The organism is Micromonospora trifolii, assembly GCF_050516465.1.
Classification (GTDB): Bacteria; Actinomycetota; Actinomycetes; order Mycobacteriales; family Micromonosporaceae; genus Micromonospora; species Micromonospora trifolii.
This window is the reverse complement of sequence record NZ_CP191526.1, coordinates 1,365,491-1,388,773: the sequence shown is the minus strand read 5'-3', so window position 1 is coordinate 1,388,773 and position 23,283 is coordinate 1,365,491. Positions and strand designations below refer to the sequence as shown.

23 protein-coding genes and 1 riboswitch are annotated in these 23,283 nt (G+C 72.7%); of the genes, 5 read left to right on the top strand and 18 right to left on the bottom strand.

Going from position 1 to position 23,283, the window contains the following annotated elements; all coding sequences use genetic code 11:
* Window positions 1-263: 263 nt before the first annotated feature.
* From ACQRWP_RS06360 to ACQRWP_RS06350, 3 genes are all read right to left on the bottom strand, one after another.
* Complete coding sequence (locus tag ACQRWP_RS06360; RefSeq protein WP_430501221.1) at window positions 264-737, bottom strand: PH domain-containing protein; 474 nt, start codon at window positions 735-737, stop codon at window positions 264-266.
* A gap of 269 nt (window positions 738-1,006) precedes the next feature.
* A complete protein-coding gene (gene hisG / locus ACQRWP_RS06355) occupies window positions 1,007-1,852 on the bottom strand; it encodes an ATP phosphoribosyltransferase (protein ID WP_030488425.1) in 846 nt (281 codons plus the stop codon).
* A gap of 49 nt (window positions 1,853-1,901) precedes the next feature.
* A complete protein-coding gene (locus ACQRWP_RS06350) occupies window positions 1,902-2,165 on the bottom strand; it encodes a phosphoribosyl-ATP diphosphatase (RefSeq protein ID WP_030335709.1) in 264 nt (87 codons plus the stop codon).
* 133 nt (window positions 2,166-2,298) lie between these two features.
* On the opposite strand from ACQRWP_RS06350, the gene ACQRWP_RS06345 reads away from it, so the two are divergent.
* The 3 genes from ACQRWP_RS06345 to ACQRWP_RS06335 are packed head-to-tail and all read left to right on the top strand — an operon-like array spanning window position 2,299 to window position 4,751.
* Entirely contained in the window at window positions 2,299-3,162 is an 864-nt protein-coding gene (locus tag ACQRWP_RS06345) for an ABC transporter substrate-binding protein (RefSeq protein WP_430501220.1), read from the top strand.
* On the top strand, window positions 3,159-4,004 hold the full coding sequence (locus ACQRWP_RS06340) for an amino acid ABC transporter permease (protein WP_430501219.1): 846 nt from the start codon (window positions 3,159-3,161) through the stop codon (window positions 4,002-4,004). The genes ACQRWP_RS06345 and ACQRWP_RS06340 overlap by 4 nt, the downstream gene beginning before the upstream one ends.
* Window positions 4,005-4,007: 3 nt before the next feature.
* Window positions 4,008-4,751: an amino acid ABC transporter ATP-binding protein gene (locus ACQRWP_RS06335; RefSeq protein WP_430501218.1), complete on the top strand. Its 744-nt coding sequence runs from the start codon at window positions 4,008-4,010 to the stop codon at window positions 4,749-4,751.
* A gap of 28 nt (window positions 4,752-4,779) precedes the next feature.
* Here the strand turns inward: ACQRWP_RS06335 and ribH are convergent, their stop codons facing one another.
* The 7 genes from ribH to rpe all read right to left on the bottom strand — a co-directional run bounded on the left by ribH (window position 4,780) and on the right by rpe (window position 11,068).
* Window positions 4,780-5,280, bottom strand: coding sequence for a 6,7-dimethyl-8-ribityllumazine synthase (gene ribH, locus ACQRWP_RS06330; protein ID WP_091401939.1), 501 nt, complete (start codon window positions 5,278-5,280; stop codon window positions 4,780-4,782).
* A 2-nt stretch (window positions 5,281-5,282) separates the two neighbouring features.
* Window positions 5,283-6,548, bottom strand: coding sequence for a bifunctional 3,4-dihydroxy-2-butanone-4-phosphate synthase/GTP cyclohydrolase II (locus ACQRWP_RS06325; protein WP_430501217.1), 1,266 nt, complete (start codon window positions 6,546-6,548; stop codon window positions 5,283-5,285).
* 70 nt (window positions 6,549-6,618) lie between these two features.
* Entirely contained in the window at window positions 6,619-7,308 is a 690-nt protein-coding gene (gene pnuC / locus ACQRWP_RS06320) for a nicotinamide riboside transporter PnuC (RefSeq protein WP_430501216.1), read from the bottom strand.
* The gene (locus tag ACQRWP_RS06315) at window positions 7,308-7,952 is read right to left on the bottom strand and encodes a riboflavin synthase (protein WP_430501215.1); all 645 of its coding nucleotides are present in this window, start codon (window positions 7,950-7,952) and stop codon (window positions 7,308-7,310) included. The genes pnuC and ACQRWP_RS06315 overlap by 1 nt, the downstream gene beginning before the upstream one ends.
* 1 nt (window position 7,953) lies before the next feature.
* Window positions 7,954-9,015 (bottom strand): bifunctional diaminohydroxyphosphoribosylaminopyrimidine deaminase/5-amino-6-(5-phosphoribosylamino)uracil reductase RibD, encoded by a 1,062-nt coding sequence (gene ribD, locus ACQRWP_RS06310; RefSeq protein ID WP_430501214.1) that lies wholly within the window; start codon window positions 9,013-9,015, stop codon window positions 7,954-7,956.
* Between the two features lie 165 nt (window positions 9,016-9,180).
* Window positions 9,181-9,351, bottom strand: a riboswitch (FMN riboswitch).
* Between the two features lie 78 nt (window positions 9,352-9,429).
* A complete protein-coding gene (locus tag ACQRWP_RS06305) occupies window positions 9,430-10,386 on the bottom strand; it encodes a response regulator (RefSeq protein WP_238679549.1) in 957 nt (318 codons plus the stop codon).
* Between the two features lies 1 nt (window position 10,387).
* Window positions 10,388-11,068: a ribulose-phosphate 3-epimerase gene (gene rpe, locus ACQRWP_RS06300; protein WP_238679548.1), complete on the bottom strand. Its 681-nt coding sequence runs from the start codon at window positions 11,066-11,068 to the stop codon at window positions 10,388-10,390.
* 254 nt (window positions 11,069-11,322) lie between these two features.
* Between rpe and ACQRWP_RS06295 the strand changes: the two genes are divergently transcribed.
* Complete coding sequence (locus ACQRWP_RS06295; protein ID WP_430501213.1) at window positions 11,323-12,213, top strand: septum formation family protein; 891 nt, start codon at window positions 11,323-11,325, stop codon at window positions 12,211-12,213.
* Window positions 12,214-12,295: 82 nt separating this feature from the next.
* Window positions 12,296-13,186, top strand: coding sequence for a septum formation family protein (locus ACQRWP_RS06290; RefSeq protein ID WP_430503141.1), 891 nt, complete (start codon window positions 12,296-12,298; stop codon window positions 13,184-13,186).
* A 55-nt stretch (window positions 13,187-13,241) separates the two neighbouring features.
* On the opposite strand, the gene ACQRWP_RS06285 is transcribed toward ACQRWP_RS06290, so the two are convergent.
* The 8 genes from ACQRWP_RS06285 to coaBC all read right to left on the bottom strand — a co-directional run bounded on the left by ACQRWP_RS06285 (window position 13,242) and on the right by coaBC (window position 23,272).
* Entirely contained in the window at window positions 13,242-14,678 is a 1,437-nt protein-coding gene (locus ACQRWP_RS06285; protein ID WP_430501212.1) for an RsmB/NOP family class I SAM-dependent RNA methyltransferase, read from the bottom strand.
* Window positions 14,675-15,601, bottom strand: coding sequence for a methionyl-tRNA formyltransferase (gene fmt / locus ACQRWP_RS06280; RefSeq protein ID WP_430501211.1), 927 nt, complete (start codon window positions 15,599-15,601; stop codon window positions 14,675-14,677). Before fmt ends, ACQRWP_RS06285 begins: the two co-directional genes overlap by 4 nt.
* A gap of 5 nt (window positions 15,602-15,606) precedes the next feature.
* Window positions 15,607-16,164, bottom strand: coding sequence for a peptide deformylase (gene def / locus ACQRWP_RS06275; RefSeq protein ID WP_112584591.1), 558 nt, complete (start codon window positions 16,162-16,164; stop codon window positions 15,607-15,609).
* Window positions 16,165-16,209: 45 nt separating this feature from the next.
* Complete coding sequence (locus ACQRWP_RS06270; RefSeq protein ID WP_430501210.1) at window positions 16,210-17,478, bottom strand: cytochrome P450; 1,269 nt, start codon at window positions 17,476-17,478, stop codon at window positions 16,210-16,212.
* Window positions 17,479-17,571: 93 nt separating this feature from the next.
* Window positions 17,572-18,555: an AAA family ATPase gene (locus tag ACQRWP_RS06265; protein ID WP_430501209.1), complete on the bottom strand. Its 984-nt coding sequence runs from the start codon at window positions 18,553-18,555 to the stop codon at window positions 17,572-17,574.
* A gap of 257 nt (window positions 18,556-18,812) precedes the next feature.
* On the bottom strand, window positions 18,813-20,786 hold the full coding sequence (locus ACQRWP_RS06260) for a primosomal protein N' (RefSeq protein ID WP_430503140.1): 1,974 nt from the start codon (window positions 20,784-20,786) through the stop codon (window positions 18,813-18,815).
* Entirely contained in the window at window positions 20,783-21,976 is a 1,194-nt protein-coding gene (gene metK, locus ACQRWP_RS06255; protein ID WP_354945685.1) for a methionine adenosyltransferase, read from the bottom strand. Before metK ends, ACQRWP_RS06260 begins: the two co-directional genes overlap by 4 nt.
* Before the next feature lie 87 nt (window positions 21,977-22,063).
* Complete coding sequence (gene coaBC / locus ACQRWP_RS06250; RefSeq protein ID WP_430501208.1) at window positions 22,064-23,272, bottom strand: bifunctional phosphopantothenoylcysteine decarboxylase/phosphopantothenate--cysteine ligase CoaBC; 1,209 nt, start codon at window positions 23,270-23,272, stop codon at window positions 22,064-22,066.
* Window positions 23,273-23,283 lie beyond the last annotated feature (11 nt).

Sequence of the window (23,283 nt, the reverse complement as noted above, 5' to 3'; positions counted from 1 at the left end):
AACACTACACCGGCGCCCCGGCCACCCCCAAACCGGGCACGACCTGCGTCCAGGCACCGGCGTGGCCGACCTCGGCGCCGTGCCGTCGCGCCGCCCTGTCGCCGCCGTGCCGCCGCTTGAAGATCCGCGCGCTTTCCCTGCACCTGCTGCCGCCCGGGCGCCGGGCGGCAGCAGTTACAGGGAGGTTGTCCAGATCTTGGCGAGGGGTACGTGGCCGCGCGGGTGGGCGACGACGCGAGTAGGCGGTGAGGCGGTTCGGCCGGTCAGCGGCCGACGGCGCGCTCGGCGAGGCGAATCTGGTGGGCCTCGTGCAGCCGGCGCAGCGCGCGGACCCCGTCGACGGCCAGCTCCTTGTCGGCGGCCTGCAACGCGACCATCGGCAGCAGGTCGTCGTCGTGCAGCTCCAGGCTGGCCCACGGCGCGCCCCGGTCGAAGCGGACGCCCCGGACAACCTCCCAGGGCAGCTCGTAGGAGCTGATGACGTTACGCACCCGGATGCTCCGTGCGTCCGCCTCCACCCGGGGACGGGTGAACAGCAGGAAGCCCAGCGCCCCGAAGATGCCCAGGCCGATCATGGCGATCTGGTCGCCGCGCTGGAAGCTGCCGTAACCATCGCCGGTCGGGCCACTCAGCGACGTAGCGACCAGACCGAACACCACCACCAGGGCGGCCGCCGCCGACCAGCAGACCACGCGGATGCGGCGGGGCTTCAGGCGGACCAGTTCGGTTTCACTCACCCCACCAGTCTGCCACCCGCACTCGCCCATCAAACGCACCACCCGCCGAGCCACCGCCCCGAGCCCACTCCCGAACACCGAACCCGAACCCCGGCCCCCAGGGGTCCCCGCCCGAGAACTCAAGATCGTGCGCGATCTTCCCGGTGCGGGCGCTGGCGCGACAGATCCACTCGGACTTCGTGAAACGGGGGTGTCCCTGGCGCGCGGACACCCCCGTTTTCAGCGAACCCGAGTTGATCAAGCGCCGGGCCGCGCTCTAGACGAAACGGTCAGAGGCGACAGGCGTGGATGTTGGTGACGAGGATGGCGCGGGCGCCCAGTTCGTACAGCTCGTCCATGATGCGGTGCACGTCGTCTCGGAGCACCATCGCCTGCACCGCGACCCAGCCCTCGCGGTGCAGCGGCGACACGGTGGGCGACTCGATGCCCGGGGTGAGCCCGCTGGCCCGGTCCAGCAGACCGGCCGGCACGTCGTAGGCGAGCATCACGTAGCGGCGGGCCACCAGCACACCGTGCAGGCGACGCAGCAACTGCTCGGCCTGCGGTTGCGCGGGCGCGCCGGCGCGCCGGACCAGCACCGCCGACGAGCGCAGCAGCGGCTCGCCGAAGACCACCAGGCCCGCCTGGCGCAGGGTCGCGCCGGTCTCCACCACGTCCGCGATCACGTCGGCGACGCCGAGGCGTACGGCGTTCTCCACGGCGCCGTCGAGGCGGATCACGTCGGCCTTGACGCCCACCTCGCCGAGGTGCCGCTCGACCAGCCCCGGGTACGCGGTGGCGATCCGGTGACCGCCCAGCTCCTGCACGGAGGCGATGTCGTCGGGGCGGGCGGCGAAGCGGAAGGTGGCCCGGCCGAAGGCGAGGTCGACGACCTCCTCGGCCGGCGCGGCCGAGTCGATCAGCAGGTCCCGGCCGGTGATCCCGAGGTCGAGGTCACCGGAGCCGACGTAGGTGGCGATGTCCTTCGGGCGCAGGTAGAAGAATTCGACGTCGTTGGCCTCGTCCCGGCAGACGAGGTCCTTGGGGTCGGTGCGCTGGCGGTAGCCCGCCTCGCGCAGCATCTGGGCGGCCGGCTCGGCCAGGGTGCCCTTGTTGGGAATGGCGACACGCAGCATGACGGAGTGCTCCTTCGATCCGGTTGGCGATCAACAGGGGTGGGGGCACTCACAGATGTCGGTAGACGTCCTTGAGCTCGAGCCCGCTGGCGAGCATCAGTACCTGGACCTGGTAGAGCAGCTGGGAGATCTCCTCGGCGGTGCGCTCCGGCCCCTCGTGCTCGGCGGCCATCCACGACTCGGCGGCCTCCTCGACGACCTTCTTGCCGATGAAGTGCACGCCCTTGTCCAGCGCGGCGACGGTGCCCGAGCCCGGGGTGCCGGCGGCGGCCTTGGCCTGCAGCTCGGCGAACAACTCCTCGAACGTCTTCACGGGGAACGATTCTTCCAGCCACCCGGGCGACGCCAAGCGTCCGGGTCCGCCGTAATCCAGCAAGCGGACAATTCCCTATCAACATGGTGGGACAATTGTCGATCGATGCCCATGGAGCTCTACGCTGTCCGCCATGGCCAGCAGCTCACGTCTCCTCGCGCTCACCTTCGCCGGCGCCGTCGTCGTAGCCACCGCCGGATGCGCGCCACAGGTCGAGAAACCCACCCCCACTGTCACCGCAGCGCCGTCCTGCGCCAAGGACAGCCTGCCCACGCGTACGCCGGGCAAGCTGACCATCGCCACCGACCAGCCCGCGTACGAGCCGTGGTTCGCCAAGGACAAGCCGGACAGCGGCGAGGGCTTCGAATCCGCCGTCGCGTACGCGGTGGCCGAGAAGCTCGGCTACGCCCGCGCCGACGTCACCTGGACCCGGGTCAAGTTCGACACCGCCATCGCGCCGGGGCCGAAGGACTTCGACTTCGACATCAACCAGTTCTCCATCACCGACGAGCGCAAGCAGGCGGTCGACTTCTCCGCGCCGTACTACCTGGTGCGGCAGACCGTCATCGCGTTGAAGTCCTCGAAGATCGCCGGCCGCAGGTCGCTGGCCGAGCTGCGGGACGCCCGGCTCGGCGCGCAGGTCGGCACCACCAGCTACCAGGCGATCACCGACGTGATCAAGCCGACCGCCAAGCCGCAGGTCTACAACAGCAACGACGACGCCAAGAAGGCCCTCCAGAACGGGCAGTTGGACGGTCTGGTGGTGGATCTTCCAACCGCCTTCTACATCACCGGCGCGGAGATCACCGACGCGACGATCGTCGGGCAGGTGCCGCAGGTCGGTACGCCCGAGGCGTTCGGGTTGCTGCTGGACAAGAACTCCCCCCTGACCTCCTGCGTGAGCGGGGCGGTCGGTCAGCTCACCACTGCGGGCACGCTGAAGGAGCTGGAGCAGAAGTGGCTCGCCCAGGTGGCGGGGGCGGCCGAGCTGCGGTGACGCTTCTGGATCATGTGCCGTCGGAGGCGCAGCTGCGGCGGTCGGCGTACCGGCGTCGGCAGACCGTCTACAGCGTGCTCGTCGCGGCGTCCTCGACGGCGGCGCTCGGCACGCTGCTGGTGATCGCGGTGACCGGGGCACCGGGCTGGGACCGGGTCCGGCGGTCGTTCCTGGATCCGGAGATCGCCCGCGACGCGCTGCCGACGGTGCTGAGCGGGCTCTGGCTCAACGTACGGCTGCTGGTCTGCTGTGCGGTCGGCGCGCTGCTGCTCGGGCTGGTGATCGCCGTGCTGCGGACGCTGCGCGGGCCGGTCTTCTTCCCGGTCCGCGCGCTGGCCGCCGGCTACACCTACACCTTCCGCGGCCTACCGCTGATCATCGTGCTGTACCTGCTCACTCTCGGCGTGCCGGGGCTGCGGTTGCAGGGCATGCCGCCGGTGTTGGTGCTGGGTGGGATCGCGTTGGTCCTCACCTACGGCGGCTACCTCGCCGAGGTGTTCCGGGCCGGCATCGAGTCGGTGCACTCCAGCCAACTCGCCGCGGCCCGCTCGCTGGGCCTGACCTACCGGCAGACGATGCGGCACGTGGTCCTGCCGCAGGCCGTCCGCCGGGTGGCGCCACCCCTGCTCAACGACGTGGTGGCGTTGCAGAAGGACGTCGGGCTGGTGTCGCTGGCCGGGCCGATCGACGCGGTCCGCGCCGCGCAGATCGCCACCGCACAGACGTTCAACTACACGCCGTACGTCGTGGCGGGGGTGCTCTTCGTGCTGCTCGCGATCCCGCTGATCGCGGTCACCGACTGGGTGACGCTGCGCTCGGCCCGCCGACAGTCGGGAGGCTGACCCATGGCGTTGTTGCGCTGTCGGGGCTTGCGCAAGGAGTTCGGCGGGCACGCCGTGCTCGACCAACTCGATCTGACCGTCGCCGAGCATCAGGTGGTGGCCCTGATCGGCGCGTCCGGGTCCGGCAAGTCGACCCTGCTGCGCTGCGTCAACCTGCTGGACGAACTCGACGACGGCACCATCGAGTTGGACGGCGAGGACATCTCCGATCCCCGGGTGGACCCGGACCGGGTCCGACGGCGGATCGGCATGGTGTTCCAGGCGTACAACCTGTTTCCACACCTGAGCGTGTTGGACAACATCACCCTCGCGCCGCGCCGCGTACACCGGCGGGGCCGGGCGGAGGCCGAGGCGCAGGCCCGGGAGTTGCTCGACCGGGTGGGGCTCGGCGCCAAGGCGGACGCCTACCCGGATCGGCTCTCCGGCGGGCAGCAACAGCGGGTGGCGATCGTCCGGGCGCTGGCCAACTCACCTCGACTGATGCTGCTCGACGAGGTCACCTCCGCGCTCGACCCGGAGCTGGTCGGCGAGGTGCTGGCGATGATCCGCGACCTCAAGGCCGACGGCATGACCATGGTGCTGGCCACCCACGAGATGGGCTTCGCCCGGGAGGTCGCCGACGAGGTGTGTTTCCTCGACGCCGGGCGGGTCGTCGAGAGCGGCCCGCCCGAGCAGGTGCTCGGCGAGCCGACCCAGCCTCGTACCCGGCAGTTCCTGCGCCGGATCATCGAGGCCGGTCGGCTCTGAGAACCCGCCCTCAGAGACGGCCGAGGCGTCAGCCGCCGAAGCCGACCCGCTGGGCGTTGCCCGCCGCCACCGTTCGCACGGCCAGCGCCGCGTCGAGCGCCGCCACAGTGGCGGCCCAGCCCTTGTCCTCCGCAGAGCCGGGCAGACCGGCGCGGTCGCGGGCCTGCTCGATGGTCTCCACGGTCAACACTCCGTGCGCCACCGGCTTGCCCTCGTCCAGCGCCACCCGGGTCAGCCCGTCGGTGACCGAACGGCACACGTAGTCGAAGTGGGCGGTGGACCCACGGACCACCACGCCGAGGGCGACCACCACGTCGCAGCGGCGGGCGAGGGCCTGCGCGACCACCGGCAGCTCGACCGAGCCTGCGACCCGGGCGACCACGGAACGCGCGCCGCACGCCTCGGCGGCGGCCACCGCACGCTCCAGCATGTGGTCGGTCAGCTCGCCGTGCCAGCGGGCGGCAACGACCCCGACGGTCAGCCCCGCGGCGTCGACCGCCTCGACTCCCGGCTCACCGAAACCCGCCATCGTCATGCTCCGATCTCGTCGTTGGCGACCGGACGCCCCAGCGGCGCCTCGGACACCTCGTCCAACTCGTCCAGCAGGTGACCCATCCGGTCCCGCTTGGTGCGCAGATAGCGCATGTTCTCCGGGTGCGCGCCGACCGGCAACCCCTCGCGGCCGGTGATGGTCAACCCGTACCCCTCCAGCCCGGCCCGCTTGGCCGGGTTGTTGGTCAGCAGCCGCATCGACCGCACGCCCAGGTCGTAGAGGATCTGCGCGCCGGTGCCGTAGTCGCGGGCGTCGGCCGGCAGGCCCAGGTCGAGGTTGGCGTCGACGGTGTCGCGGCCCAGGTCCTGCAACTGGTACGCCTGTAGCTTGTGCAGCAACCCGATGCCGCGCCCCTCGTGCCCACGGACGTAGAGCACCACGCCCCGGCCCTCCTGCCCGACCCGAGCCAGCGCGGCCTCCAGCTGCGGCCCACAGTCGCAGCGCAGCGAGCCGAACACGTCCCCGGTCAGGCACTCGGAGTGCACCCGGACCAGCACGTCCTGGCCGTCACCGAGGTCACCCAGCACCATCGCGACATGTTCGGCCGGGTCGTGCTCGGCGCGGTAGCCGAGCGCCCGGAACACCCCGTGCCGCGTCGGCATCCGGGCGTCGGCGACCAGCTCGACCTGCTTCTCGGTACGCCGCCGGTAGGCGACCAGGTCGGCGATGGTGACCAGCGTGAGGCCGTGCTCGGCGCAGAACTTCTCCAGGTCCGGCAGGCGCATCATGGTGCCGTCGTCGTTGACCAGCTCGCAGAGCACGCCGGCCGGACGCAGCCCGGCCAGCCGGGTCAGGTCGATCCCCGCCTCGGTGTGCCCCGGCCGGCGCAGCACCCCGCCCTCGCGAGCGCGCAGCGGCACCACGTGCCCGGGGCGGGACAGATCCGTCGGGTCGGTCGCCGCGTCGGCGAGCAGCCGGCTGGTGTGCGCGCGGTCGGCCGCCGAGATGCCGGTGCTGACCCCCTCACGGGCGTCCACGGTCACCGTGTACGCGGTGCCGCGCCGGTCCTGATTGGTGTGGTGCATCGGCGGCAGGTCGAGTCGGTCGGCTTCGCTCTCGGTCAGCGCCACGCAGACGTAGCCCGAGGTGTAGCGCACCATGAACGCCATCAGCTCCGGCGTGGCCAACTCGGCCGCGAAGATCAGGTCGCCCTCATTCTCCCGGTCCGCGTCGTCGACCACGACGACCGGCCGGCCGGCCGCGATGTCCGCGATCGCCTGCTCAATATCCCCAAAACTGGTCATGCCGCCACTCCACTTCGTTCCATGGCGTCATGACCCACCACGGCATCGATGATTCGCTCGCTGCGCTCGCTCATGCGACAGCCTCCGTGTAGATGGGCGTGCGGACGGTCGCCGGTCGCGTGGCGCGCGAGGTGCGCCACCAGGCGGCGAAGCCCCAGACGCAGAGGGCGCCGTAGATCAGGTACATGACGGCCGACGGGTAGAACCCGCCGCGCAGCAGCAGCGGCACACCGACCGCGTCCACCGCGATCCAGAGCAGCCAGAACTCCACCCAGCCGCGGGCCATGCCGTACGTGGCCAGCAGGCTGCCGGTGAGGATCCAGGCGTCGGGCAGCGGGCCCCACGAGCCAAGGGCCTTGAGCAGCGGGTACGCCGCGGCGGTGCCGATCACGGCGACCACCAGCAGCATCAGTCGCTCCCGACCGGTGGCCCAGCGCGGCACCACTGCGGCCTGCCCGGCGTCGGCGCGACGGTTGCGCTGCCAGCGCCACCAGCCGTAGACGCTGACCGCGAAGAAGAACACCTGCCGGCCGGCCTGCCCGTACAGGTCGTGCTCCTGCGGGGTGGCGAACACCCCGCCGAGGAAGACGGTGAGGAGCAGCGCGTTGCCGATCATGCCGACCGGCCACGCCCAGACCAGTCGGCGCAGCCCGAGCAGCGCCGAGACCAAACCGAACGCGTTGCCGACGATCTCCCGGGCCAGCACCGGCGAGCCGGCGACCTGCACCTGGGCGTCCAGCAGCCAGCTGAGCGGGCCCATCAGGCCACCCCGCCCGGGTTCGCGGCCAGCCCACGAGCGTCGGCGTCGGTGAGCCGGTCGCCGAGCAGCCGCTCGACGTACTTGGCCAGCACGTCGACCTCCAGGTTGACCGGGTCGCCGACGCCCTTCGCGCCGAGCGTGGTCAGCTTGAGCGTGGTCGGGATCAGCCCGACGGCGAACTCGTCCGCGCCGACGGCGGCCACTGTCAACGAGACGCCGTCGATGGTGATCGAGCCCTTCTCCACCACGTACCGGGACAGGGCGGCGGGCAGTCGGAACCGGACGGTCTCCCACTGCTCGGCCGGCTCCCGGGAGATCAGTTCACCGACGCCGTCGACGTGGCCCTGCACCAGGTGCCCGCCGAGCCGGCTACCGAGCGCGGCGGCCCGCTCCAGGTTGACCGGGTCGCCGGGGCGCAGCGCGCCCAGCGCGGAGCGGCGCAGCGTCTCCCCCATCACGTCGGCGGTGAAGACCCCGTCGGCCACCTCCACGACGGTCAGGCAGACACCGTTGACGGCGATCGAGTCGCCGTGCCGGGCGTCGGACGTGACCAGTGGGCCGCGTACACCCAGCAGCGCCGAATCGCCTGCCGTCGGCGCTACCCGGACGATCTCGCCCAATTCCTCGATAATGCCAGTGAACATGTCAGCCCTCCCGTTTGCGGGGCAAAGCGGTGATCCGGAGATCCGGACCGATCTGCGTAACGTCGACGAACTCCAGATCGATGGCCTCGGCGATGGTGGTCACTCCCGCGTCGACCAGAGCGGTCGGGCCGGCGCCGAGCAACCGCGGCGCGACGTACCCGACGATCTTGTCGACCAGGCCGGCCTTCAGGAACGCGCCGGCCAGCCGGGGGCCGCCCTCCAGCAGCACCGCGCGCACCCCGCGCTGGTGCAGCGCCGCGAGCAGCGCCGACAAATCGACCCGGCCGTCCGGGTCGGCGCCGACCTCGTCGGCGGTCGCGATCCACGTGCGCGCGGCGCCGTCGCGGACCTTGGCGTCAGCCGGGGTACGCCCCGAGCTGTCCACCACCACCCGCAGCGGCTGCCGGATGGCCAGGCTGCCGTCGCGCAGGTTGCGGGCGGTCAACCGGGGGTCGTCGGCGAGGACGGTGCCCACCCCGGCGATCACCGCGTCGACAGTGCCGCGCAGCGCGTGCACGTCGATCCGGGCCGCCTCCGAGGTGATCCACATGCTGGTGCCGTCGGTCGCCGCGGAGCGCCCGTCGAGCGTGGCGGCGTACTTCCAGATCACGTACGGCCAGCCCCGGCGCATCGAGGTCAGCCACGCGACGTTGCCGGCCTCGGCCTCCTCGCCGCGTACCCCCAGATCAACCCGGACCCCGGCGGCGCGCAAGGTGGCGGCGCCCCCGGAAGCGACCGGGTTGGGGTCGGGTACGGCGATGACGACCCGGCCCACCCCGGCCTGGACGAGCGCGGAACTACAGGGGCCGGTGCGGCCGGTGTGATCGCAGGGTTCCAGAGTGACGACAGCGGTGCCGCCCTTGGCCCGCCGCCCGGCCTGCGCCAGGGCGACGATCTCGGCGTGCGGCCCCCCGGCGTACGCGTGGAAACCCTCGCCCACGACCTCGCCGTCCTCGTCGAGGAGCACGCACCCGACCACCGGGTTGGGGCTGGTGGTGCCGAGCCCGCGCGCTGCCAACTCGATCGCACGCCGCATCGCCTCATCAACGGAGACGCTGGCCATCGCCCTGCCCCTGCCCTCTCACTCGCCGATCCGCGCGCGGCGGTCAGGGAGGCGGTGGCCATGGGGCCACGGGCAGGCGGTGGCGGATTCCGGGAACGGCACAGCCGCCCCGGGGGGTCGGCACGGCACGCTGAAGCCAGCGGCCGGCTCGGACCCGTCCGTCCCGCGCGCTGTCTCCCATCCGGACTGTCTGGGTGCGGACGAACCGCCCCCAACCGTCGGCCCCGGATTTTCACCAGGTCCACCGGACAGCAGAGCCGTCCGGGTCGCGGGCTGACCACGGTTGGACCGTGGATCACCGCCGGTTCGGAATTTCACCGAGTCCCGCCAGCGCGTGGTGGGTACACGGGAAGTCTTACACGCCGATCCGGCTCTGCCGCCACCTAGGCGAGCTACTTCACAGCGGTATCACGCTCAGGTGACGCCGCGACGCCGGTCCACGGCCACGTACGAGCCCGGTTGACTCTTGGCCACCGTCTTCATCTCCGAGGCCACCGCTATCGCTTCGAGCGGGTCGGTGAAGCGCTTGCCGGCGTCGGAGAGGGACACCCCGATGGAGAGCGTGACCAGGGCCGCCCGCCGGATGTTGCCGCGCCGATCCTTCAACTCGACGAAGCCGCGCTCCCGGTCGGTCGGGTCGTAGAGCGTGTCGGCGGCGTTCTCGAAGTCGACGACCGCCCGGGACGTCAGTGGGCGCACCTGGTCCGGGGCGCAGACGATGACGAAGTCGTCGCCGCCGACGTGACCGAGGAAGGCCGGTGGCAGCCCGACGCCCACCACCGCCCGGTGCAGGCTGCGGGCCAGCGCGGAGATGAAGTCGTCGCCACGCACGAAGCCGTACCGGTCGTTGACGCTCTTGAACCGGTCGATGTCGACGTAGCCGACGGCGTAGTCCACGCCATTTCGAACCCGGTCGCTGATCTCCCGACGGATCCGGCTGTTGCCGGGCAGCCCGGTCAGCGGGGAGACCTCTCGGAACTCCTTGTTGCGGCGCAGCGTGGACGAGACCCGGGCCACCAGCTCGGCGGTGTCGAATGGCTTGACCAGGTAGTCGTCCGCGCCGGCGCTGAGCCCGTGCACCTTGTCGACGGTCATCCCCTTGGCCGTCAGCATGATCACCGGAAGGGCGGAGGTCATCGGGTCGGCGCGCAGCCGGCGGGTCAGCTCCAGCCCGTCGATCCGGGGCATCATGAGGTCGACCACGGCCAGATCCGGCCGCTGGCGCTCGATGACCTCCAGGGCCTCCTGGCCGTCGCTGGCGTGGATCACCTCGAAGCCGTGCAGCCGCAGGTTGAACTCGACGAACCGAGCGATGTCCTCGTCGTCGTCCACGACGAGAATGATGTCCTTGCGGTCGGCCTCGGGCTCCACCTCAGGCCCCGGGCGCCGCGCGCTCCGCCAGTGCCCGCAGGTGCCGTACCGCCTCCGCCGGGTCGGCGGCCCCGTACACGGCGGTGCCGGCCACGAACGCGTCGGCGCCCGCCGCGGCCGCCTGCTCGATGGTGTCGGCGGCGATCCCGCCGTCCACCTCGATGCGCAGCTCCAGGTGCCCGGCCGACACGTGCTGCCGGGCCGTCCGCACCTTCTCCAGCAGCTGCGGAATGAACCGCTGCCCACCGAAGCCCGCCTTGATCGTCATGATCAGCAGGGTGTCGAAGCTGGGCAGCAGGTCCAGGTAGGGCTCGATCGGGGTGTCCCGGTCGATGGCCAGGCCCGCCTTCGCACCGGCCGAACGCAGGTCCTTCGCCAGCGCCACCGGGTCGTCGGACGCCTCCGCGTGGAAGGTGACGTTGTACGCACCGGCGTCGGCGTACCCGGGGGCCCACCGGCGCGGGTCCTCGATCATCAGGTGCACGTCGAAGGGCATCGCCGTGACAGCCCGCAGGCTCTGCACCACGGGCAGCCCAATGGTCAGGTTCGGCACGAAGTGGTTGTCCATCACGTCGACGTGCAACCAGTCCGCGGCGTCCTCGACGGCACGGACCTCTTCGGCGAGTCGGGCGAAATCGGCGGCCAGGATGCTCGGCGCGACGATCGGCGGCGGTACGGTCACGGGGCCAGTGTACGAACGTGGCCACCCGCCACCCGCATCGCGGCACCTTTGGGGACGCGCTGTGACCCAGCAGTGACCATTGGTGCAGAATTGGACGCTCCGGACCCCCGAATCCGGACGAACAGACATCAGCCCCTGGCCGATCGACGGAAACGCGACGACACTCCAACCGGGACGGTGCCATAGGCTGCACGCCCGCCGGGGTCTCGCCGCGGGGCGCGGCGACCGGCCGCCAGCTCCCGGGAGGGCGGACGATGCGACGGTGGCTTCCAGCGCTGGTGCTGGCCAGCGTCACGACGATGCTGCTGGCCGGCTGCGCGCCGGCGCGGGGCGCGGACGGTGACCTCACCGACGACTGGCCGACGCTGCGGGTTCCGAAGCCGTTCACCCCCGCCACCGACACCTGCCTGCCGCGAATCGCCACGGTCGTGCAGGCCAGCACGTACGAGACGGTGGACTGCGCGCGTAACCACCTGGCCGAGACCATCCACGTCGGCACCTTCGTCGGGCCAGACGCGCTGACCGAGGCCCGACCGGAACCCGGATCGTCGGCGCTGCGCACGGCTCGCGCCGAGTGCGACCAGCGGGCCCGGGAGGTGCTCGGCGGCGACTGGCACACGGCCCGACTCGCGCTGTCCCTCGCGTTGCCGTCCGCGCCCGCCTGGGCCGGCGGCGCCCGCTGGTTCCGCTGCGACCTCAGCGAGACCGGCAGCATCGACAACACCCGTGCGGTGAACCGCACCGGCAGCCTGCGCGGCGCCTTGATCGGCGACACGCCCCTGACGCACCGCTGCTTCGACCCCAAGCTGATCGGCGACAACCTCAACTACATGGCGCCGGTGCTCTGCACCGAGCCGCACCGCGCCGAGTTCGTGGGCGTCTACGAGGAGCGGGACATGAGCTGGGCGGAGTTCGCCAAGTCCGCCGAGCAGGCGCACCGGCGCTGCATGGCGCTGATCGCCGAGTATGCGGCGGTGCCCAACAACAGCGAGCTGCCGTACCGGGCCGGGTCCATCTACTACCCACCGTCGCAGCGGGAGTGGGAGGAGGGCGACCGTGGAGTGCGCTGTTTCCTGTGGAGCGACGACCGCAAACTCACCCGCTCGATGCGCGGCGCGGGCCCCGAGGGACTGCCCGCGATCTGAGCATCGTTGCCGTATGCTGCTGCGCCGTGGCGCTATCGACCGGCTGGGTCCGGTCGGGGGCCAGCAGCGGCGGGAGGTCGGGATGCGACGGTGGTTGGCGGCGTTCGCCGGGGGTGGGGCGCTGGCCCTGGCGCTGGCCGGGTGCGGCGCACCCGCCGGGGTCGACCGTGACCTCATCGACGACTGGCCGGCGCCCGTCGCGGCGCAGCAGTTCGTCCCCGCTGCCGACGTCTGTCACCAGAGCTCCCAGCAGGTCGGCTTCCTGACCGGCTACAACCCGACGGCGTGCACCGAGGCGCACCGGGTGGAGACCATGCACGTCGGCACCCTCACCGGCCCGGGCGCCGAGGGCGGCACGCCCCCGCAGCCCGGCTCGGCCGGCATGCGGGCCGCGCAGACCGGGTGCGACACGGCGGTCAACAAGGCGGTGGGAGCCGACTGGCGTTCCGGGCGGCTCGGCCTGACCGTCGTGCTGCCGTCGCCGCAGGCCTGGTCGGGCGGGGCCCGCTGGTACCGCTGCGACGTCACCGAGATCGCCAGCATCGACGACACCGCGGTCGACCTGCGCACCGGCAGCCTCCGGGGCGCGTTGTCCGGAGCGGCCCCGCTGGCGTACCGCTGCTTCAACCCGAAGATGGTCAAGGACGACATCGACGAGATGGTGCCGGTCTCCTGCACCGCCAAGCACCACGCCGAGTTCGTCGGCGTCTGGCAGGCGCCGGACACCAGCTACGCCGAGTTCACCCGCAGCACCAAGCGAACCCACCGGGCCTGCCAGACGATGATCGCCAAGTACGCCAAGGTTCCGGACAACTCCCAGCTCGACTTCCGCGCCGGCACGATCTACTACCAGCCGTACGAGGAGGAGTGGCGCAACGGGAACCGCGGCGTGCAGTGCTTCCTCTGGATCTCCGACCGGAACCTGACCCGCTCGATGAAGAACGCCGGCACCAAGGGCCTTCCGGTCACCTAGGGCGTCACCGCGTCCGGCCAGCCGGGTCACCGACCGGCCGGACGCGTGGAACGGGTCAGCCTCGGCGCAGGACGGCGAGGAACATCGCGTCGGTGCCGTGGCGGTGTGGCCAGAGCTGCACGGTCGGCCCGTCGCCGAGACCGGGCATGCCGGCCGGCAGCAGCGGGCGGGCGTCCACGAAGTCGACAGCAACCCCGCTACGGCGGGCCGCCTCGGTCACCGTCACGTGCGTCTCGACGGTGTGCGGTGAACAGGTGACATAGGCGACCAGGCCACCCGGGCGGACCGCCCGCAGCGCCGCGCCGAGCAGTTCCCGTTGCAACCGGGTCAGCGGCGGCAGGTCGGACGGTTGGCGACGCCAACGTGACTCCGGCCGACGACGCAGCGACCCGAGCCCGGTGCACGGCGCGTCCACCAGCACCCGGTCGAAGTGCTGCTCCGGCAGCTTCGGGTCGCCGCCGACCTCGCGGCCGTCCATGGTCAGCACGGCCACCGGCAGGTCCCGGGTCGCCAGGGAGACCAGCCGGGCGCGGTGCTCGGCGACCTCCACCGCTGTCACCCGGGCACCCCGCTGCGCGGCCAGCGCGCCGAGCAGCCCGGCCTTGCCGCCCGGGCCGGCGCACAGGTCCAGCCAACGCCCGTCCGGGCCGTCCAGCGGCGCGTCGGCGAGCGCGGTGGCCACCAACTGGGAGCCCTCGTCCTGGACGTGGGCCCGGCCGTCGACCACCGCCGGGATGTCGCCCGGTGACCCGCCGGGAAGATAGACGGCGTACGGCGAGAAGGCACCGGGCGCACCGCCGACCTGGTCGGCCAGCTCGACCGGGTCGATCAACCCGGGCCGGGCACACAGGTGCACCGGCGGGCGCTCATTGTCCTCGATCAGGAGGCGCTCCGTCTCACCCAGATCGCCGCCGAGCGCCTCGGAGAAGGCCCGCACGATCCACTGCGGGTGGCTGTACGCCAACGCGAGGTGCCCGACCGGGTCGGTCTCCATCGGTGGGGCGAGCTTCACCACCCAGGCGTCCGCGTCACGGCTGGACACCTCGCGCAGCACCGCGTTGGCGAAGCCGGTAGCGCCCGGTGCGACCGAACGGACCAGGTCCACCGTCGACGAGACCGCGGCGTGCGCCGGCACCCGGGTGTGCAGCAGTTGGTACGCCCCGAGCCGCAGCGCGTCGCGTACCGGCGGGTCGATCCGGGCCACGTCCCGGCCGGCCGCGTCGGTCAGGATCGCGTCCAACGTGCCCAGGTGGCGCAGGGTGCCGTAGGTCAGCTCGGTGGCGAAGGCCGCGTCCCGACCGAACAGCCCCTCCTCCCGCAGGATGATGGGCAGCACCAGGTTGGCGAACGCGTCGTCCCGGTGCACCGCCGCCACCGCCTCGTACGCGGCGCGGCGCGGCCGGTCCAGCGGTGGTCGGACCGGGCGGCGATCCCCGCCACGGCCGGTCGACGGGCCGGAGCGCGTCGGTCGGGTTCCCTCCGGTGCCGTCACGCGAAGTCCTCTCCAGTGCCGACCCGGACGCCGCGCGCCCAGTCGGTCGCGCCCATCGCCCGCTTGCCCGCGGCGCGGACCTCGCCGAGACGTACCGGCACGGTCGCCGTGCCGGCCAGCACCCGGGACTTCTCCACCAGCAACTCCCCCGGCTTCAGCTCGGGGCCGTCGGGCACCGGGACGACCGGGCCGAGCTTCACCCGCTCGTCGCGGAACGTGGTCCAGCCGCCCGGCGCGGGCGTGCAGGCCCGGATCCGCCGGTCCACGGCGAACGCCGGGTCGTTCCAGCGCACCCGCGCGTCGTCCACGGTCAGCTTCGGCGCCAGCGACACCCCGTCGGCCGGCTGCGGCTCGGCGCGGGCGGTGCCGTCGTCGATCGCGTCGAGCACCGCCACCAGCAGCCCGGCGCCGGAATCGGCGAGCCGGCCCAGCAGGTCGCCGGAGGTGTCGGCGGCGCGGATCTCGTCGGTCAGGGTGCCGTAGACCGGGCCGGTGTCCAGGCCCTCCTCCAGCTGGAAGACGCTGGCCCCGGTCAGCTCGTCACCGTGCAGCACGGCGTGCTGCACGGGTGCGGCGCCACGCCACGCGGGCAGCAGGGAGAAGTGCAGGTTGATCCAGCCGTGCCGGGGGATCTCCAGAGCCGCCGGCGGCACCAGCGCGCCGTAGGCGACCACCGGCACGCAGGCCGGCTCCAGCTCACGCAGCCGGTCGAGGAACTCCGGGTCGCGGGGGCGGGCCGGCGTGAGCACGTCGACGCCGTGCTCGTCGGCCCACGCGCCGACCGGGGAGCGGGACAGACCCCGTCCACGCCCGGCGGGCGCGTCGGGCCGGGTGACCACGGCCACCAGCTCGTGTCGGGAGGCGGCGACGGCGGCCAGGGGGGGAACGGCGACGGCCGGCGTACCGGCGAAGATCACGCGCATCCGGGTCAGCGCCCCAGACCGAAGGGGTCGCTGATGTGCGGGCTGAGTTTGACCGTGGGCGGTGCCGAGGCGTCGTACCACTCGGCCTGGCGGATCGCCTTCATGGCTTCCTTGCGCCCCTCCGGGTCCAGTCGGTCCAGGAAGAGCACTCCGTCGAGGTGGTCGGTCTCGTGCTGCACGCAGCGCGCCATCAGGCCGGTGCCGACGATCTGCATCGGGTCGCCGAACGAGCTGAAGCCCTTGGCGACGACGTTCTGCCGACGCTTGGTGTCGAAGTAGAGGCCGGGGATGGACAGGCAGCCTTCCGGGCCGTCCTGCTCCTCCTCGTCGGGGAACTCCAGCACCGGGTTGATCAGGTGCCCGAGGACGTCGTCGACGTCGAAGGTGAACACCCGCAGGCTCACACCGAGCTGCGGCGCGGCCAGGCCGGCGCCGTTCTGCTCACGCATCGTGTCGGTGAGGTCGGCGACGAGCCGACGTAGCTCGGCGTCGAAGTCGACGACCGGATCGGCCGGCGTGCGCAGCACCGGATCCCCAAACAGACGGATGGGCTGGACGGTCACGCGGGACGGCTCCTTCTTCGGGCGGACGTGCGGTGCCGTACCAGTCTACGGAGTGCCCGGCCGGGCACCGGGCGGCGCACCTCGCTCAACCACCGCGGGTGTGCCCAGCGTCACCGGCAGGCTCTCGTAGCCACGCAGGGTCAGCCGGGTCCGGTGCCGGGGCGGCTCGGCCAGAGCCAGCTCGGGCAGGCGGCGTAGCAGCATCGGAAAGGCCAGCTGCGCCTCCAGCCGGGCCAGGCCGGCGCCGAGGCAGTAGTGCGGGCCGGCGCCGAAGGACAGCGGGTGCGCCTGGCCACGGGTCGGGTCGAAACGCTGCGGGTCGGGAAACCGGCGCGGGTCCCGGTTCGCCGCGCCGAGCAGCAGCAGCGCCTGGCTGCCAGCCGGCAGGTCGAGCCCGCCGCAGCGCACCGGTGCCGTGCAGGTCCGGGTGGTCAGCTGCACCGGCGAGTCGTAGCGCAGCAGCTCCTCGACGTACGCCGGGGCGAGCGTGGGATCGGCCCGCAGCTCGGCGGCGGCGGCCGGGTGGCGCAGCAGCACGACGAGACCGTTGCCGAGCAGGTTGGTGGTGGTCTCGAAGCCCGCCACCAGCAGCACCACCAGGTTCGCCAGCAGTTCGTGGCCGGTGAGCCGGTCGCCGTCGGCGTCGTGCACCTGGACCAGCGCGGTGGTCAGGTCGTCGGCCGGTGCCCGCCGCCGGGCGACGATCAGCTCGACGAAATAGTCGCGCAGCTCGGTGGCGCCCGCGTCGGCGACCGTCAACTCCTCGGGGGTTATCTCCGGCTCCAGCACCCCGGTCAGATCACCGGCCCAGCGGCGAAACAGCGGCCGGTCGGCCGCGGGTACGCCGAGCAGCGCGCAGATCACCCCGACCGGCAGCGGGTACGCGAAGTCGGCCAGCACGTCGACCGTCGCGCCGTCCTCGGCACGGGAGACCATCGCGTCGAGCAGTTCCTCGGCCTGCGCCCGCACCACGTCGCGCATTCCGGCGATCCGACGCGGACTGAACGCCCCAGCGGCCAGCCGCCGCATCCGACTGTGGTCGGGCGGGTTGGTCCGCAGCATGGACCGGGCGATCGACGACACCGCGGGGCTCTGCCGCCAGTTCGGCCAGACCTGGTCACGCAACGCGTCGTCGAGCACCCCGAGCCGGGGATCACGCAGCAGCTCGTCGGCCTCCGGGTAGCCGGTCACCACGTACAGGCCCGGCAATGCCTGCACCACCGGCCCGTGGGCGCGCAGCCGCTCGTACGTCGGGTACGGGTCGAGGCGCCCCTGCGGTGACATGAGCAGTGTGAGCGCTTCGGCAGCCTCCATGGCCGACCTCCCCCGTCGATGCGTCGGAGGCTCCATCATCCCGGTGCGGCTGCCATCCGGCAGCCCTCGGTGCCGTGCGGTCGAGCCGACGGCTCAGGCGCCGGCGACCGGGTCCCCGGCGAGCACCGCGTCGCCGCGGAGCAGCGCGGGCTCGGGCAGCGGCAGTTGGATCTTGTGAGCCGCCTCCCAGTCGTAGATCAGGCCGGGGCGCACCTGGGCGGCGAAGTAGTCGATCGCGGTCATCCCACCCACGACCGGCTCGTCGACCTCGGCGACCAGCTGGGCGGGGACCATCGAGAACCCGTTCTGCAGGGCGGCGCTGAGGCGGCGGTGACCGTCGACGACGAAGAAGTACTCGCCGGTGAACCCGATCTTCAGCGGTTCGAGGGCCTCGTCGCCGGCCTCGGCCACCCCACCCACGAAGTCGGTGTCCCACAGACCGCGCAGGGTGGCGATGTCCTCGGTCGGGTAGACCCGGGCCGGGTCCAGCAGCAGCAGCGGCGGGGCGTCGCGCAGCACCTCGGCGCCGAGGGTGCCCTCGTACGCGGCCACGATGTGCTCGATCACCTCGGTGGCGGACGCCCGGGTGGTGTCGCAGATCAGGTCATAGTTGCGCAGCCGGGCCTTGTCCACCCCGTAGCGGATGATGAACCGGCTGCGCTCGCTCGCGCTGCGCTCCCGGAGCTTGGCCTTGGCCTCCTCCAGGGAGGCGTAGCTTTCCGCCGGCCCGGAGGGGCGGGCGAGCACCCGCCGGGCCGCCTCGCCCGGCTCGGTGATCATGTGAACCTTGAGCGCGTCGGTGAAGAAGTGCCAGGCCAGCCGGGAGTCCATGATGAGGCGCTCACCGGAGGCGGCGATGTCCCGCTGGAGCTGGTCGACGTAGCCGTCAACGGCTTGGTCAAGCTCGGCGTGCAGGTTGAGCTGCAGCGCGGTCATCTGCCGCTGCTGCGCCATCTCCCGGTAGAGGTCCCCCACGCTGACCCGGCGCATGCCGAGCCGCTTGGCGATCTCGACCGACACGGTGCTCTTGCCGCTGCCGAGGTCGCCGTTGAAGACGATCGATTGTCCAACGGTCACGACTGGTCCACCCCTGATCACCGGCTCATTGACATCATCGACCTCGCGCCCGACCGACGCGTTCCCGCCATCGTCGCGCCATCCCTCGACGGCCCCAGCTCGGCGCGGCTGACGCCCCCTCGCGACCTGGAGCCCGTCGTACGCCTTGGCATGACGGGCGATGCTACCACTCGGACGCCACCGCTTTGCCGGACGCGGTGTGCGAGGGCCCCCGGCAGCGGGCGAGGTCCGCGACCGTCGGCACCGGCCGAAACGCCTCAGAACAGGCTCAGCGGATCGACCTGGAGACGAACCGGATCGGCGGCCTTGCGAGCGGCCCGAACGCCGGCGGCCGAGTGCAACGCCTCGGCGAGCGCGGCAGCCCGGGCCCGGGGCACCCGGACCAACATCCGCTCCCGGCCCTCCTCGGCCGGCACCGGCCCGAGCACCTCGGCGTCGTCCGGCAGCCGGGCCGCGGCCAGCAGGTCCGCCACCGCCTCGGCCACTCCTGTGACGCTCGCCATCCGCACGGCCGGCGGGAAGCCCAGCTCGCGGCGCTCGGCCAACTCCCGACCGGCGAACCAGCCGGCGTCCCAGCGCAGCAGCGCCTGCACGGGGGCGAGCGCGCCGTCGGCGACCACCACCACGCGACCGGCCGGCGCCGGGCGGGCCAGCGCCGCCGCCGCCAGCCACCGGCGCAGCGCCTCCTCGCCGGCGCGCAGGTCGGCCCGGGTCAGCAGGGCCCACGAGTCGAGCAGCAGCACCGCGCCGTAGCCGCCCTCGGCGACCGGCTCGGCACCCGGGGTGGCCACCACCAGGGCCGCGCCGCCGGGCACGTCGGTCAGCACCTCCTCGCGCCCCGAGGTCCGCACCGACACGCCGGGGAACGCCCGGCCCAGTTCCTCGGCGGTCCGCCGGGCGCCGGTCACCGCGGCCCGCAACCGCCGCCCACCGCACTCCGGGCAGGCGTACGCGGCCGCCACCCGGGCGCACCACCGGCAGGCCGGGGTGCCGCCGGCCGAGGGCAGTGCGAGCGGGCCGGCGCAGTGCGCGCAGCGGGCCGGGGTGCGGCACTCGGCGCAGGAGATCGACGGCAGGTAACCACGTCGGGGCACCTGCACCAGCACCGGCAGGTCCTGCCGGAGCGCGTCGCGGGCAGCCGTCCAGGCCAGGCTGGGCAGCCGGGCGGTGGCTGCCCCGGGGTCGCGGGCCAGTTGCGGGTCGTCCCCGGTCGGCGCGATGGCCGGGATCCGCGCCCGCACGGTGGCCCGGTCGGCGACCACCTCCGGGGCCCAGCCGGTCTCCACCAGCAGCTGCGCCTCGGCCGTCCGGGCGTACCCGCCGATCAGCGCGCCGGCCTCGGCGAGGTGGGCGCGGGTGAGCAGCACGTCGCGGGCGTGCGGGTAGGGCGCCCGGGGCTCGGAGTGCAGGTCGTCACCGTCGTCCCAGACGGCGACGAGGCCGAGCTGGGCCACCGGGGCGAACATCGCCGCCCGGGTGCCGATCACCACCGGCACCTGGCCGCGGCGAGCGGCGAGGAAGGCCCGGTACCGCCTGGCCGGGCCGAGCGCGGCGGAGAGGCTGACGTGTCGCCCCGGGCCGAGCACGCCGGTGAGCGCCGCGTCGAGGCGGTCGAGGTCACGCGCGTCGGGCACCACGACCACCGCGCCGCGCCCACCGGCGACGGTGGCCGCCACCGCGTCCGCGTAGCGGGCCGCCCAGTCCTCACCGGGCAGCGCCGACCAGACCGCGCGGGGCGCCCGGCCGTCGGCGAGCGCACGCAGCAGGGCCGGGCCGGTCGGGTAGTCGCGCCACCCGCGCGGGTCGACGGCCCCGGTGGGGGCCGCCGGGATGGGCTGGTCCTCGTGGGGCTCCTTCTCCACCCGGGCGTGCCGGGGTGGCACGGCGAGCCGGAGCACGTCGGCGAGGCTGCCCGCGTACCGGTCGGCGACCGCCCGGGCCAGCCGGGCGACCTCGGGGGCCAGCACCGGCTCCGGCGAGACCACCTTCTCCAGGTACGCGAGGCGGCCGGTGTGCCCGGAATCGTCGGCGCGCGAGAGCAACCACCCGTCGACGAGTTGCCCGGCGAAGCGCACCTTCACCCGGGTACCGGGCACCGCCACCTCGTCCAGCTCCGCCGGCACCAGGTAGTCGAACGGCCGGTCCAGGTGCGCCAGTCCGACATCCACGCAGACGCGCGCGACCGGCGACCCGTCCGCGGGTCGCCGGTCGCTGCGCTTGGTGGCGGTCAGGCTCCCGCGGCCGACTTGAGGTCGGCGGCCCGGTCGGTGCTCTCCCAGGTCAGGTCCGGCAGCTCCCGGCCGAAGTGGCCGTACGCGGCGGTCTGCTGGTAGATCGGGCGGAGCAGGTTGAGGTCCCGGATGATCGCGGCCGGACGAAGGTCGAACACCTCGGTGACGGCCTTCTCGATCGAGGAGACGGGTACGGTCTCGGTGCCGAACGTCTCGATGAACAGGCTCACCGGGTGCGCCTTGCCAATGGCGTAGGCGACCTGCGCCTCGCACCGCTCGGCCAGGCCGGCGGCGACCACGTTCTTGGCAACCCAGCGCATCGCGTACGCGGCCGAGCGGTCCACCTTGGACGGGTCCTTGCCGGAGAACGCGCCGCCACCGTGGCGGGCGTACCCGCCGTAGGTGTCGACGATGATCTTGCGGCCGGTCAGCCCGGCGTCGCCCATCGGGCCACCGATCTCGAACCGGCCGGTCGGGTTGACCAGCAGCCGGTAGCCGTCGGTGTCCAGGCCGAGGCTCTCCAACTCCGGGGCGATCACGTGGTCGCGCACGTCCGGAGTGAGCAGCGAGTCCAGCGAGATGTCGGCGGCGTGCTGGCTGGACACCACCACGGTGTTCAGCCGGACCGGGCGCAGCCCCTCGTACTCGATGGTGACCTGGGTCTTGCCGTCCGGCCGCAGGTACGGGATCGTGCCGTCCTTGCGCACCGCCGAGAGGCGGCGGGCCAGCCGGTGGGCGAGCGCGATCGGCAGCGGCATCAGCTCGGGCGTCTCCGAGCAGGCGAAGCCGAACATCATGCCCTGGTCGCCGGCGCCCTGCGCGTCCAGCGCGCTCTCCGACGCCCCGGTGCGCAGCTCGAAGGCGTTGTCCACACCCTGCGCGATGTCCTCGGACTGCGCGCCGATGGAAACGCTGACCCCGCAGGAGGCGCCGTCGAAGCCCTTCTTCGACGAGTCGTAGCCGATGTCGAGGATGGTCCTGCGGACGATCGTCGGGATGTCGGCGTACGCCTTGGTGGTCACCTCACCGGCGATGTGCACCTGACCGGTGGTGATCATGGTCTCCACCGCCACGCGGCTGTGGGGGTCCTCGGCCAGCAGCGCGTCGAGGATGCCATCGCTGATCTGGTCAGCGATCTTGTCCGGGTGGCCTTCCGTGACCGATTCGGACGTGAAGAGACGGCGTGTCACGGCACTCCTAAGCGTGTGAGGTCGTTCCGCGGCAGTCTAATCACCACTGCGGCCGGTGTCGGGATCGGTCGCGCCCTGTTCCACCCGTCAGGAGTGGCCGGGCAGCCGCGCCACGACGAGATCCCAGACGGCGTCGGCCACAGCTTCCTTGGCCTGCTCGGGCAGCCGGCTGACCGAACCGTCCGCGCCGATGACCGTCACCGTGTTGGTGTCGGCGCCGAAGACCAGGTCCGGACCGACCTCGTTGATCACGATCAGGTCGGCCCGTTTCCGGGCGAGTTTCGCCCGGCCGTTGGCCTCGGCATCGCCGGTCTCGGCGGCGAACACCACCAGCACCTGTCCTGGTCGTTTGCGCTGGCCAAGCTCCGCCGCGATGTCCGGGTTCGTGATGAGCTCGATGGTGGGTGCGACACCGTCGTCCGACTTCTTGATTTTGCCAGTCGCGTACGTCGCGGGCCGGAAATCGGCCGGAGCCGCCGCCATCACCACCGCGTCGGCCTCGACGGCGGCCTTGACGGTCGCCTCCCGCAGCTCGGCGGTGGTGCCCACCCGGACCAGGTCGACGCCGGCCGGGTCGGCGAGGCCGACGTTGGCCGCGATCACTGTGACCCGGGCACCCCGGGCGACCGCCGCGCGGGCGAACGCGTACCCCTGCTTGCCCGACGAGCGGTTGCCCAGGAAACGCACCGGGTCGAGGGGCTCGCGGGTGCCACCGGCGGTGACGACCACCCGGCGACCGGCCAGATCGGCGGGGGCGGAGTCGCCGCGGGCCAGGAGCCGAGCGGCGACGGCGAAGATCTCCGCCGGGTCCGGCAGTCGACCCTTGCCGGTGTCGGCGCCGGTGAGCCGGCCGACGGCGGGCTCGATGACCCGGACCCCCCGGGAGCGCAACGTGGCGACGTTGGCCACGGTGGCGGGGTGCTCCCACATCTCGGTGTGCATGGCCGGGGCCAGCAGGACCGGGCAGCGGGCGGTCAGCAGGGTGTTGGTCAGCAGGTCGTCGGCCAGGCCGTGGGCGGCCTTGGCGAGCAGGTCGGTGGTGGTCGGCGCGACCACCACCAGGTCGGCCTGCTTACCGAGCCGGACGTGCGGCACCTCATGGACGTCGGTCCAGACGTCGTCGGCGACCGGTTGACCGGAGAGCGCGGCCCAGGTCGGCGCTCCAACGAAGCGGAGCGCCGACGCGGTTGGCACGACCCGAACCCGGTGACCCGATTCGGTGAAGAGTCGCAGCAGCTCGCACGCCTTGTAGGCGGCGATGCCGCCACCGACCCCGAGGACGATCGAGGCGGACATCGGCCAGCGGG